A 13,154-nucleotide genomic window follows, 5' to 3' on the forward strand; every position below is an offset into this window, starting at 1 on the left:
TGATCCGTGCGTGAATGAGAAGCTGAACGGTTTCCATATCTTCATTTTGATCCATATGATACAAGTCGGTGTGGGGATCTTTGCTTTACCACGTATTGCAGCTGAATATTTTGGTTATAACGGTTGGCTCATGTTAGTCATCATCGCTGCGCTAGTCGCGTTCAATATTTATCTGATCTGGATCGTATGGAAGATGGGAAAGGGAGCAAGTATTTTCACCATTGTTGAAAGCTGCCTGCCTAGGTGGGTTGTTTATCCGTCATATGTCATTTTGGCGCTTACATGGTCATTTACGGCTAGTCTAGTTGCTAAAGAATATGTTCTTATTTTCCAAGTTACAGCATTTCCAACCGCAAATCCGATGGTTTTCATGTTCGTCATCAGCCTGCTTGCATATCTATTGATCGTCAAAGGTATTTATGCAATTGCTAAGGCGAGTACAGTATTTTTCTTCCTGGTGATGTGGTTGATGCTTTTGGAAATTACGTTTTATAATGATTTGAAGTTAACGAGATACACGCATTATATATTTCATGAGGGTAAAGAGCACTGGAAGGGCGCATTTAATCTATATGGTTCTTTCTTGGGGTATGAGCTCTGTACGCTGTTGTTCCCTTATGTTCAGCAGAAAACGCGATTTTTCACGAGTGTACAGCTAGCTAATTTCTTCAGCTTTATCGTTTATTTGGGTGTGACCCTGATTTGCTTCGGCTTCTATAGCTTGCAGCAGTTGAAGTTAATCATGTTTCCTTTCATTGACTTACTCGCTTATATTAAATTTCCTTTTATCGAGAGAGCGGAGAATATCCTCTTTAGCTTTCTTGTCTTCAGGGTTCTCATTACAATTGTGATGTATCAGTGGGCAGCGAGTTTGAGTATGCAGCGGATTTTCAAAAATAGTTCGTCTGCGCGGATCATGCTATATTTGATGGCTGTCACATTTCTAATTTCGTTCATTCCAAGTGTGTTGGATGAGGTCGGTAAATGGTTGTTTATTTGTACTTATTTGAATATTGCTTTTTCTTTTGTCCTACCGATCTGTTTAATTGGCATTCTCTCTATTCAAAGGTGGCGAAAACAGCTTGCTTAAGACTTGGTTTCAATGGCTGATTACTTGTTTGCTGCTCTTGATCACGGGCTGTGGAAGTGACCAACGGATCTTAGAGAGGATTGGGATAACTCATACAACAAGTTTTGATTTGATGCCTGGGGGTATGCTTAAGGTTACTAATAGCATACCTCTAGCTGTGGATGAAGGTCGAAAGCCGAGAGAAGTATTGACGACTGTTTCCGATAGCAGTAAAGGTGCAAAGGTGGACCTTTCTAGGCAGACTCAACTGGTTCTGGTCAGCGGCCAGATGCGTAATATTTTGTTCGGATCGACACTAGCACGACGAGGGTTTTGGGATGATATCGATACGCTAGTGAGAGATCCTTCGGTTTCACCGCGGGTCAAAGTGACAGTCGTAAATGGAGATGCTCATGACTTATTAGTCAAAGACTACAGCAATTACCTGCGAACAGCACAATATATTGATCGAATGATGGAATCAGAAGTGAGATTTCAGAGTATTCCTAAGGTCACCTTATATGATTTTACAAGAGATTATTATGATGATGGTGTTGATCCTGTTGCTCCCATCATTAAAGATGCTGGCGACCATGTGAAGATAGATGGGATTGCCTTATTTCGAGATGACCGTTTCCTGATGAGGGTAGACGAGCAGGAATCGATTTATTTTGCCATGCTTAGCGATAATTTCAAATTAGGTTCCTTGCCAATGCGTCTAAGTGAAGCGAGTGAAGCTAAGGAGTTTGTGTTATTCGATTCATTGATTAGCAAACGGAAGGTTCATGCAGCGCGCACGGGCGGAAGTTCGTTCAAAGTGGATTTCAAAATTTCAGTAAGCGGGACTATTCTGGAGTACATGGGAGATTTGAAAATCAGTAAGGAAGAAGATCGGCATGCGCTTGAGGGCAAAATTGGAGAGAAAATCACCTCGCACATGGAGACGATGTTGAAAGATATGCAGAAGTATAATGTGGATAGTCTCGGTCTGGGAAATGCTATTAAAAATATTGTCCCCTATAAGGAATGGAAAGCTATGGACTGGCGCGAGGTGTACCCCGAAGTAGAGATTCATTGTCAAACGAAAGTGAAAATCAAGCATTATGGGAAGTTTCAGTGATTGTAAAGAAAGTGGAAAAGGCATGACAATTGAATTCGGAGGTTGAATTTGATAGGGTAAGTCATAGAATATTGCTAGATGAAGGAGTCATGGGGAAATATGATACGATTTGCAGTTATTGGTACGAACTGGATCACAGAGGAATTCATACACGCGGCGCTCGAAACAGGAGAGTTCGAATTGACCGCTGTTTACTCACGCACGGCGGAAAAGGCAGCAGAATTCGCTGATAAGTTCGATGCAGCGCATCGATATACAGATTTGAACGCATTTGCGGAAAGTGATACGTTTGATGCTGTCTATATCGCGAGTCCGAATTCCCTGCATGCGGAGTATGCGGTTCATTGCATGAAGCATGGCAAGCATGTGATTTGTGAAAAGCCTGCGGCATCGAACAGTGCTGAGCTTGCGGCGATGATTGACGCTGCGCGCAGCCAGAAGGTTGTGTTCATGGAAGCGTTGAAATCAACGCTGATGCCTAATTTTAAAGTCGTACAAGAGAATTTACATAAGCTTGGGAAAGTAAGACGTTATTTTGCGAGCTATTGCCAATATTCATCCAGATATGATGCCTATAAGCAGGGCACCGTGCTGAATGCGTTTAATCCAGCGTTCTCGAATGGATCCATGATGGATCTAGGCGTGTACTGTATCTATCCATTGGTTGTGTTGTTTGGCGCGCCGGACAAAGTTCAGGCAAGTGCAGTGATGTTAGAATCGGGCGTTGATGGCGAGGGCAGCTTATTGCTGAGTTATAAAGAGATGGATGCTGTGATTCAGCATTCCAAAATCGCCAGCTCCTACCTGCCAGCTGAAATTCAAGGTGAGCTAGCGACGATGGTCATCGATAAGATTAACCAACCGGAAAAGGTGCAAATTCGTTACCGCGACGGCTCCGTTGAGGAATTGACTCAGGAGCAGAGTGTAAGGACGATGCGCTATGAGGCGGAGGAGTTTAGCCGACTGATTAAGGCGGGCGAGTTGGAGTCCCCGACAAATTCGCATGCGAATTCCAGCGCAGCAATGGCGATCATGGATGAGGCGCGCAAGCAGATCGGGTTGGTGTTCCCGGCGGATCGTAAGTAGTAGTAGGGCCGACGTGAAGGGTGAAAGGGGGATTCTCAATCTCGGACCCCGAGCCCCAGACGCCAATCTCGGGCCGCAGACCTCGGAACGCGTTGCGGCTACCTACTGCGCCGGCGAATAACTGGAAAAACTACATCTAATTTCGCCATTATCGGGTGATAATCGGGATTAGATGGATATTATGTAGTTAATTCTACGCTCTTGGTAGCTAACGTAGGAAATGATCAGAATTAACTGGAGGTTTTCCCGTTAATCGTTTGTAGACAGGAATACGAGAGAAAATAGCTGGAGTTTTTCCAGCTATTTTTTTGCGTGTCAGGGAGTAGGGATTAGCTAGTTGGCGGTAGGAGTGGTGCTTGTATGGTAGGATAGGTGAATAGCTGGGGTTTATCCAGCTATTCGTGTTGCGAGGGTAGTGACTAGCTAGTTGGTGGTAGAGGGTTGGATTAGTGCTTGTATGGTGGAGTAGTGAATTTAGGGATTTTTTGCGGCGAGTTGGTACTTGTACCTTGTACGGTGAAATGGCGGGTAAGATACGATGTAACCGAGTCGTGATTCTTGGGTTAAACAGTGAACCTAAACGTAAACAAAGAAGAACCTGAGAAATTTCTCAGGTTCTTCTGCTTTCTACGCGACATTAGTTCAGAGGAGTTGAACCTGCTGCGCGTATGGCAATTGCGGCGTCTTTGGTTTGAGCGGTACGCTTTTGAATGAGATGGTACACAACCCCAATCAGCAGCCACGTTACGCCCATCCATAACGCATCTTTATCCAGCAACGATAGCAGATAGCCGATAAATCCGGCGCCAAGGAGTGGAAGCACAAGATACAATATCGTTTGCTTCGGTGAGCGTTGGCGCTCTTTCATGTACTTTTGCGCGATGACAGATACATTTACGAAGAAGAAGGCGGTTAATGCGCCGAAGTTGACGAATTTCACGGCATTATCCAGGGAGATTACGAGTGCGAGCAACGAGACGACACTAACAATCACGATGTTGATGACAGGTGTGTTGAACTTCGGATGAAGGAACGCGAACACGCGCTTAGGAAGTACGTTATCTCGCCCTAACACGAAGAGGAGACGCGAGACGCTGGTAACTGACGATAGACCTTGAGTGAAGATCGCAAGAATCAAAACGGTGAGGAACACAGAGCTCAGTGCTGCTCCTCCTACCATTTTTACAATTTCAAAACCAGCAGAATCGATATGGACGAACGTCAGATGCGGATAAACAAGCTGTGTTAGAAATGACGGCACTAAGTAAAGAATGCTGGCCGCGACAATGATGATCATAATAGCTCGTGGAATGGTTTTCTCAGAGTTGACTGTTTCCTCTGCCATCGTCGTTACTGTATCAAAGCCTAAGAAAGAGAAGCATATAATAGAGGCGCCAGCGAGAATGGTGGAGAAAGGCACATCCGTTTGCAGAAAAGGCTGAAGTGGGTGAATCTCACCAACGCCGGATAAGTTGCGGAAAAGGAAGAAGCAGAACACAGCGATAAAGATGATTTGAATCCAGACGAACAATTTGCTGATATTCGCAGAGAATTTGATGCCAATGATATTAATAAGACCGAGGACGATGTTAAGTCCGATGATCCAGATATAAGCAGGAATGGAAGGGAACTGAGCATGCAGGTAAATGCCGAAGGTTAAGCACGCGATGATGGGGGAGAAGAAGTAGTCTAGGAGCAAAGCCCAGCCAACGAGAAAGCCTAGATAGGGATGGATGCTTTTTTTGGTGTAGGTGTAGGCGGAGCCAGAAGTAGGAAAAACCTTCGACATCACACCATAGCTGTACGCGGTGAAGAAGATAGCGATGAAGGCGAGTAAATACGCTTGCGTCAGCATTCCGTGTGCATTTTCATACGCGATCCCATAGATGGAGAAATAAATCATAGGTGTCATCCAGGCGAGCCCCATGTAAACAACTTGGTACAAGCTCAGAGACTTACGTAGTGTGATTTCATTGGTCATGCGATAACACTCCCTCATCAGTGATTAATGTGAACACAGAAGAGGTTGTATGCAAAAAAGCCAAGGCGATATCTAGGTTACAGATATCTCCCGGGCTTTTATCCCTCCGTGAACACAGGGCTAGCTGTGCGTTTCCTCTTGGTCCAGACCGGGGAATAGTCCGCCCGCGGAACCCTAGAAAACTTTGTATGTGATGTTTCTTTACTTATGTATAAGATGGTTAACTGTTTTATTGATGATGTTAGATATTCGTCATTTATGTAAGTTAATATAACACATATTTAGGGTTGTGAGAAGTATTTTGCATATATTAACTAAAATAATTAGAAGTTATTGACACATATCATCAACGATGTTATGTTTAGTAACACAAACGAATACGATTGTTTACTAGGGTTCCGCCGGTACTAACCGGGCTGGTCCGAGAGTAAACCACTCTTGTGAGAGAGTGACACGGAAGGATAAAAACCTGGGAGATATCACCAAGACAATGGGTCTTGTGATGTCTCCCTTTTTGTTTAAGCAAAAAGCGAAGGAGAGCGATAGCATGGGGAACATTTGGAGTAAGGACATAGGGCCAGGAGGCAAATGGTCAGGGGTAATTGGCAAAGGAAAGTTGATTCGTTTGACTGCGCTGGAAGCGGGTGCGAATGTGTCGATCCAGTTGTACCACGCGGAGGATCTGACGGAGCGTTACAATATGCCGGATACGTTGAAGGCGCAGCATACGGCGCATTTGACTCGTGGGAATGTACTAATGAGCGATAACGGCCGTGCGATGGTGAGTATCGTGGAAGACAGCGTAGGCTGGCATGATCCGCTTAGCGGATACACAAGCCGTGCGACAACGGATGCCAAGTACGGAGCGACGAATTATCAGGAGCTGCGCAATGATTGGCTTCGAAGCGGTCAAGAGAACTTCGCTGTTGAGCTTGTACGTAATGGTCTGAGTATGCGGGATATGATGCCGGTGGTGAATCTATTTTCCAAAGTCGTCGTTGATGACAACGGGGATATGCGGCTTAGCTTAGATCACTGTCCAGCAGGGGCAACAGTCACGCTAAGGACGGAGCTAGATACATTAGTAGTCTTGTCCAATACGCCGAATCCGCTTGATCCGAGAGAAAGTTATCCTTCAGTGCCTGTTAAAATCGAAGTGCTAACAGCATCACCTGTCAATGAAGACGACTTTTGCTTGAATTATCGCCCGGAGAATCGCCGAGCTTTTGAAAATACATGGGAATATCACACACTGCTAGGCTCTTATTAGAAAAGAAAATGCGAAGGAGGCATGTAGTATGGCAGTATTTAATCGAGTGGAAAGCCCTCGTCAAGTGGAGGATGCGATATATAGTGAAGTCATTCAGGCAGGAGATGGCTGGATGCGTGTCCTGAAGCCAGGACAAGTGATGCGGATCGTGGATCTGGAAGGCAACCAGGCAGCAGACACATTGTTCTATGATGCGGAGAATCCAGAGGATCACTACAGTGCTGTGGCGACAATTACAGGGCAAAGCAACATTTACTTAAGCACAGGTTCCATCTTGAGAGCTGAGTCAGGTAAGGAATTGCTGAAAATCGTAGCTGACACCTGCGGACGTCATGATACCGTTGGCGGCTCGTGCTCGGCACAAAGTAATACCGTGCGTTATTCGCACGATAAGTTGTCCATGCACAATTGTCGAGATACTTTCATGCTTCAATTGGCTGGGCAAGACGGTGTGTATACGAAACGCGATTTGGCACCTAACATTAATTTCTTCATGAATGTACCCGTGACACCGGATGGTGGTTTGAAGTTCGATGATGGCGTATCCGCGCCTGGCTGCTATGTCGAAATGGAGTCCATTGGCAGCACCATGGCACTGATCAGCAATTGTCCGCAGCTTAACAATCCTTGTAATGCCTATAACCCGACACCGATTCAGGTGCTCATCTGGGATAAATAACGAAGATAAATGCGAAGGAGTGGTTACGATGTTTACAAAAGTGCTAATTGCGAATCGTGGCGCGATTGCCGTACGTATTGAGCGTACATTGCGCAAACTGGGAGTTCAATCCGTAGCTGTGTATACAGCTGCTGATCAAGATAGCTTACATGTGGATGGAGCCGATGAAGCGGTTCTGATCGGTGAGGGGCCAGCGAAGTCGAGTTACTTGAATACGGAGCTGATCCTGCAGACAGCGCTTGAAACCGGTGCCCAAGCGATCCATCCCGGCTATGGCTTCTTGAGTGAGAATGCGGATTTCGCACGTGCTTGTCGCGAGCATGGCATTGTATTTATCGGACCTACTCCGGAGCAAATGGAGATGTTTGGACTGAAGCACTCCGCACGTGAGATTGCGGAAAGAGCAGGCGTGCCGATGCTGCCAGGTACTCCGCTAATCACCGAATTAGAAGAAGCATTAACAGAAGCAGCACGTATTGGCTACCCTGTTATTTTGAAAAGTACAGCAGGCGGCGGCGGTATTGGCATGCGTGTATGCGCTGACGAAGCGACGCTGCGAGCGGCTTACGACGGTGTGCGCCATTTGGCCGAAACGAATTTCAAAAACGGGGGCATGTTCCTCGAAAAATATATTGCCCGTGCTCGTCACGTTGAAGTGCAAATTTTCGGCAACTCCTTAGGTGAGGTAGTAACGCTTGGTGAGCGCGATTGCTCTATCCAACGTCGTAATCAAAAGGTAATAGAAGAGAGTCCAGCTCCAAACCTGTCGGACGACGTACGTGAGGCGATGTTTGGGTCGGCGAAGCGTTTGGCGGCAGAAGTTGGCTACCGTAGTGCGGGAACGGTTGAATACCTCTACGATCCAGAAACGTGTGAGTTTTACTTCTTGGAAGTGAATACGCGCCTTCAAGTTGAGCATGGTGTGACGGAGGAAGTACTTGGGATTGACCTCGTAGAGTGGATGGTGCGTGAAGCGGCATTGGAACTGAATGATCTTCAATCACTGATCCGTAAGCCGCAAGGCCACAGTATCCAAGCGCGGATTTACGCAGAGGACTGCCTCCAACAGTTCCGTCCGAGTGCGGGTCAGTTGGATCGCGCTGTATTTTCTAACGAAGCTCGTAATGAGACGTGGGTTCGAGATGGTCTAACTGTAACAACACTCTACGACCCGATGCTGGCTAAAATCATTGTCCACGGCAAAGACCGCTTAGACGCGATCCATAAATTAGTAGAAGCGCTGGCTGAAACGCGCATGTACGGTTTAACAACCAACCTGCAGTACGTGCGTGCACTTCTGCAAGAAGAGGCTTGCCTGAGCGGCAACGTGTTTACGCAGCTTCTTAATACTTTTGAGCCAACTGAACGAGCGCTTGAAGTTGTCGATGGCGGTATTCAAACAACCGTGCAAGACTTCCCAGGCCGTATTCGCCATTGGGATGTGGGTGTACCGCCATGCGGACCGATGGATCCGCTATCGTTCCGTATCGGGAATAAGCTGCTAGGCAATACCGATGATGCTCCTGGTCTTGAAATGACCCTGCGTGGCGGCTCCTACAAGTTCCGCAGTGACATGTGGTTCTGCGTAACAGGTGCGGATATGCAAGCTGAGCTGGATGGGGAGACGGTCGCTACGTACCGTCCGGTGTTCGCATCGAAAGGGCAAGTGCTGAGCTTTGGCGAGGCCAAAGAAGGCATGCGTACGTATTTGCTCATCGGCGGCGGACTCGATATGCCGAAGCTTCTAGGCAGTTCATCCACGTTTACGTTGGGTGGCTTCGGTGGTCATGGTGGACGCGCGCTTCGCACGGGCGATGTGTTAGGTGTTAATGAAGGCGGCGAGAAACGTGTGCAGGATGAGTTTGAATTAGCACCAGATCATCGCCCTGGCATGACACGCGAGTGGACGATTGGTGTTGTTCCTGGACCGCATTGTACAGGCGAGTTTTTGCGCACGGAATATCTGGATCAATTGACAGAAACAAGCTGGGAAGTGCATTTTAACTCCTCGCGGACGGGGGTTCGTTTGAAAGGGCCTGCTCCGCTATGGACACGTGAAGATGGCGGGGAAGCGGGACTTCACCCTTCGAATATTCACGATAATGCCTATGCGATAGGTACCCTGGATTTGACCGGCGATATGCCGATTCTGCTTGGGCCTGATGGGCCGAGTCTTGGTGGGTTCGTGTGTCCGGTGACGACGGCGTCAGCCGAGTTCTGGAAGCTGGGTCAGCTGCACCCTGGTGACTCGATACGCTTCCACTTGCTGACGCTTCCGGAAGCCGAAGCCCTGCGTGATCTGCAAGAGAGCAACCTGCGTGCGATTGGCGAGGGACATTTTGAGCAATTGGTGCAAGTGCAGCTGCCTGCTGTTAATGAGGAGATTACACCGGAATATCCGCGACTTTTCCATGAGGTAGAGAACCGTCGCTTCCCGATCACGATTCGCTGCTGCGGTGACCAGAACTTGCTAGTTGAATACGGTGAGCTAGAGCTGGATTTGCTGCTGCGTTTCCAAGTGCAGGCTTTGATGCAGGCGATCGTGGAAAGTGGTTCAATTCCAGTACTTGATCTGACACCAGGGATTCGCTCTTTGCAAATTCATATTGATCCGTCGCAAATTACAGTAACTGAGGCGTGCAAAAAGGTTGTTGAGATCGATGCAGCGCTCCCTCCTTTGGAACAGTTCCGTGTCCCATCGCGTATTGTGCGTTTGCCATTGTCGTGGGATGACCCAGCAACACAGCTGGCAATTGAACGTTATCAACAAGGGGTGCGCCCGGATGCGCCTTGGTGCCCGAGCAACCTTGAATTCATTCAACGGATTAATGGGTTAGACACAATAGATGAAGTGAAAAAGATTGTATATGAAGCGAACTACCTCGTACTGGGGTTAGGGGATGTGTATTTAGGGGCTCCTGTGGCAACGCCGGTTGATCCTCGTCATCGTCTAGTGACAACGAAATACAATCCAGCTCGTACATGGACACCAGAAAATGCCGTCGGCATCGGCGGAGCTTACATGTGTGTGTATGGGATGGAAGGTCCGGGCGGCTATCAATTCGTAGGACGCACCATTCAAATGTGGAATCGCCTGCGCTCAACGGAGAGCTTTCAGGCGGGTAAGCCTTGGTTGTTGAGATTTTTTGATCAAATCCAATTCTATGAAGTAAGTGCGGAAGAGCTATTGCAACTGCGTGAGGATTTCCCACGCGGTCGTTATGAGGCTGACATTCAAGAGACGACGTTTGATTTAGGTGAATATCTACAATTCTTAAGCTCTATAGAAGAAACAACGGATACGTTCCGTACCCAGCAGCGTGAAGCGTTCAAAGAAGAACGTGAGAGTTGGAAAGCGAAGGGGCTTGCTGAATATGTCTCCGAGCAGGAGACAGGTGATGCTGCACCAGAAGATGAATTGCCTGCTGGAACCGTTGCTGTGCGTGGCATTATGCCAGGTAGTGTTTGGAAAGTGTTGGTAACCCCGGGTGAGCAAGTGAAGAAGGGCGACCAACTGGCGATTCTCGAAAGTATGAAAATGGAGTTCCCGCAGCACGCACCTTGTGATGGCTTTGTTTCGATGATTGGCGTTAAACCAGGCGACCAAGTGCATGCCGGACAATTAATTCTGGGTATTGCACAATCTGCGTAAAGGGAGAGGTGAAGGCTATGGGAGAGCGAACAGACGAAGAACGGGTTATTAGTGATGAGTTGGAAAAAGAGTTAACCATATCTTATTTGCGTGAAAAGTATGAAGCGGGCGCCTTATCTCCACAGGAGGTCATGGCGACAATTGTAGAGCGTTCTATTACTGACGCTGACATGAATATATGGATTACGCCACCGACGATGGATGCGATACAGCCGTACTTGGATCGATTGGCATCTCTCTCGATGGAGGATGCACCTCTATGGGGGATTCCTTTTGCGATCAAAGATAACATTGATCTTGCCGGTGTTCCAACGACGGCAGGCTGCGCGGAATATGCGTTTACGCCGGATGAGCATGCGGGTGTCGTGGAGAGACTGATTGCGGCAGGCGCCATTCCTGTAGGCAAAACGAACCTAGACCAGTTCGCGACGGGCTTAGTCGGCGCTCGCAGTCCTTACGGGGACGCGCATAACGCGCTGCGTCCTGAACTGATCAGTGGCGGCTCGAGCTCCGGCTCAGCCGTCAGTGTAGCCCGTGGCCAAGTGGTTTTCTCACTTGGCACAGATACAGCAGGCTCCGGCCGCGTGCCGGCAGCGCTGAATCGCCTAGTCGGCTATAAGCCGAGTCTCGGCGCATGGCCGACCAAGGGGGTCGTGCCAGCCTGTGCGAGCCTCGACTGTGTCACGGTCTTCGCGCATACGTTGGCGGATGCGCTTATCGTAGACAGCGTGGCACGGGGTGTCCACGCGGAAGATCCTTGGTCCCGCAACGTGGTGCGAAAACCGGCGGCGTTGCCTAAGCGGGTTTGTCTCCCTTCGGGGGAGCTAGGCTTCTATGGGCCTTACGCTGATGAGTATCGCGCTGCATGGGGGAAATCTGTTAGTCACTTGAAGGAAGTTTGTCTTCGTGCAGGGGTTCAAATTGTTGAAGTTGATACGGCTGTATTCGCGCAAGCTGCAGCGATATTATATGAGGGGCCTTGGGTGGCTGAACGCTGGGCAGCTCTCGGCAGCTTTATTGAAGCGAATCCTGGCGTAGCTTATCCGGTGACGGAGAAGATATTGCGCTCTGGTTCGGCTGCTGAGTACGATGCGGCATCGGTATTTGTTGCGATGCATAAGCTTCAAGGGTATAAATTGACAGCTAGGAAGCTGTTGCAGGATGCCGTGCTAGTGATGCCAACCTGTGGAGGCACGTGGACGCGCGAGCAAGTGCTTGCGGACCCGATCAGTACAAATCGTGATATGGGGCGCTACACGAACCATTGCAATCTGCTGGATTTGTGCGCGGTTGCTGTGCCTGCGGGCGACGCGGCGCCGGAGACGCCTTTTGGGATTACGCTCTTCGCGTTGGCGGAAGAGGAAGGATTGATTTGTGGGGCAGCGGAGTTGTTCGTGGCGGGCACTGCTGTTGATGTGGCGAAGGCGGAGGTTGCTGCTAGTGTAAGTGCGGGGGCAAGTGCAAAAGAGGATAGCCTCGTTGCTGCGCAGACGACGCTTGTTGCGGTTTGCGGGCTGCACATGCGTGGCTACCCGCTGGAGAAACAGATGCAAGGCTGTGGAGCGCGGTTCATCCGGGAGGATGAATCCGCTGCGAAGTACAGCCTTGTGAAGCTGCCGACATCCCCTGCGAAGCCGGGGATGATTAAGCAACAGCAGGGTGGCGCTGCCATCCTGCTGGAGATTTGGGAGATGCCGCTCGAGGCATTCGGCGGCTTTGCGGCAGCGATCCCGGCTCCGCTCGGGATCGGCAAGGTTGAACTCCGGGACGGCACGGAAGTCCCGGGCTTCGTTTGTGAAGCTTACGCGGCCGAAGGCGCGGAAGATGTTACGGCGTTGCGTAGCTGGCGCAACGTGGTGCCTTTGTAAGTGGTTGTAATTGGCGCTTAATAGAGAAGACGACTGTTCCCTTGTATCTTGAAGGGCGGTCGTCTTCTTTTAACTTTTTTTCAAACGAGGGTTGCAATGCATTTATATACATGGTATATTGCTATTCCGCCATTCTTTTCGAGGGAAAATCCTTGTGGAATGAGGATGTAGATTGGTTGTAAAAAAGAATTTTAAAAAAACACTTGCAATTAAAAAGTCTACATGGTACATTACTTCTCGCTGCTTCGGTAACACGGCAGTGAGCGAAAGAAATTGATCTTTGAAAACTGAACAACGAGTGAGTAAGCACAGTCGAGCAATCGACTATAAAAGAGATTGCAAAATCTCGCTAGCTTCAAATGAGCAAGTCATCTTTCTACTATGGAGAGTTTGATCCTGGCTCAGGACGAACGCTGGCGGCGTGCCTAA

Annotated in this window: 8 protein-coding genes and 2 riboswitches; of the genes, 7 read left to right on the forward strand and 1 reads right to left on the reverse strand. The window is 48.6% G+C overall.

The genetic code is table 11. The annotated features are described in order from the left end of the window. The first annotated feature begins 10 nt into the window (after positions 1-10). The 3 genes from AC58QG_RS34360 to AC58QG_RS34370 all read left to right on the forward strand — a co-directional run bounded on the left by AC58QG_RS34360 (position 11) and on the right by AC58QG_RS34370 (position 3,275). Positions 11-1,090, forward strand: a complete 1,080-nt coding sequence (locus AC58QG_RS34360) for a GerAB/ArcD/ProY family transporter (protein WP_497366499.1) — start codon at positions 11-13, stop codon at positions 1,088-1,090. Then, complete coding sequence (locus tag AC58QG_RS34365; RefSeq protein WP_497366500.1) at positions 1,083-2,189, forward strand: Ger(x)C family spore germination protein; 1,107 nt, start codon at positions 1,083-1,085, stop codon at positions 2,187-2,189. Before AC58QG_RS34360 ends, AC58QG_RS34365 begins: the two co-directional genes overlap by 8 nt. A 99-nt stretch (positions 2,190-2,288) precedes the next feature. Then, positions 2,289-3,275 carry a Gfo/Idh/MocA family protein gene (locus AC58QG_RS34370; RefSeq protein WP_497366501.1) on the forward strand — a complete coding sequence of 329 codons (987 nt, stop codon included), beginning with the start codon at positions 2,289-2,291 and terminating at the stop codon, positions 3,273-3,275. Positions 3,276-3,912: 637 nt separating this feature from the next. On the opposite strand, the gene AC58QG_RS34375 is transcribed toward AC58QG_RS34370, so the two are convergent. Continuing rightward, a complete protein-coding gene (locus tag AC58QG_RS34375; RefSeq protein ID WP_497366502.1) occupies positions 3,913-5,256 on the reverse strand; it encodes an APC family permease in 1,344 nt (447 codons plus the stop codon). An 85-nt stretch (positions 5,257-5,341) separates the two neighbouring features. After that, positions 5,342-5,445: riboswitch (guanidine-I (ykkC/yxkD leader) on the reverse strand. Positions 5,446-5,635: 190 nt separating this feature from the next. Next, positions 5,636-5,734: riboswitch (guanidine-I (ykkC/yxkD leader) on the forward strand. A gap of 69 nt (positions 5,735-5,803) precedes the next feature. Here AC58QG_RS34375 and AC58QG_RS34380 point away from each other — a divergent pair. From AC58QG_RS34380 to atzF, 4 genes are read left to right on the forward strand one after another with little or no spacing between them, the layout of a single operon-like run. Beyond that, positions 5,804-6,526: an urea amidolyase associated protein UAAP1 gene (locus tag AC58QG_RS34380; protein WP_497366503.1), complete on the forward strand. Its 723-nt coding sequence runs from the start codon at positions 5,804-5,806 to the stop codon at positions 6,524-6,526. 28 nt (positions 6,527-6,554) lie between these two features. Next, a complete protein-coding gene (locus AC58QG_RS34385; protein WP_497366504.1) occupies positions 6,555-7,205 on the forward strand; it encodes an urea amidolyase associated protein UAAP2 in 651 nt (216 codons plus the stop codon). Between the two features lie 28 nt (positions 7,206-7,233). Then, entirely contained in the window at positions 7,234-10,857 is a 3,624-nt protein-coding gene (uca, locus tag AC58QG_RS34390) for an urea carboxylase (protein WP_497366505.1), read from the forward strand. Positions 10,858-10,874: 17 nt separating this feature from the next. Then, positions 10,875-12,725, forward strand: coding sequence for an allophanate hydrolase (gene atzF, locus AC58QG_RS34395; RefSeq protein WP_497366506.1), 1,851 nt, complete (start codon positions 10,875-10,877; stop codon positions 12,723-12,725). Positions 12,726-13,154 lie beyond the last annotated feature (429 nt).

The organism is Paenibacillus sp. J22P169 (genome assembly GCF_059691995.1).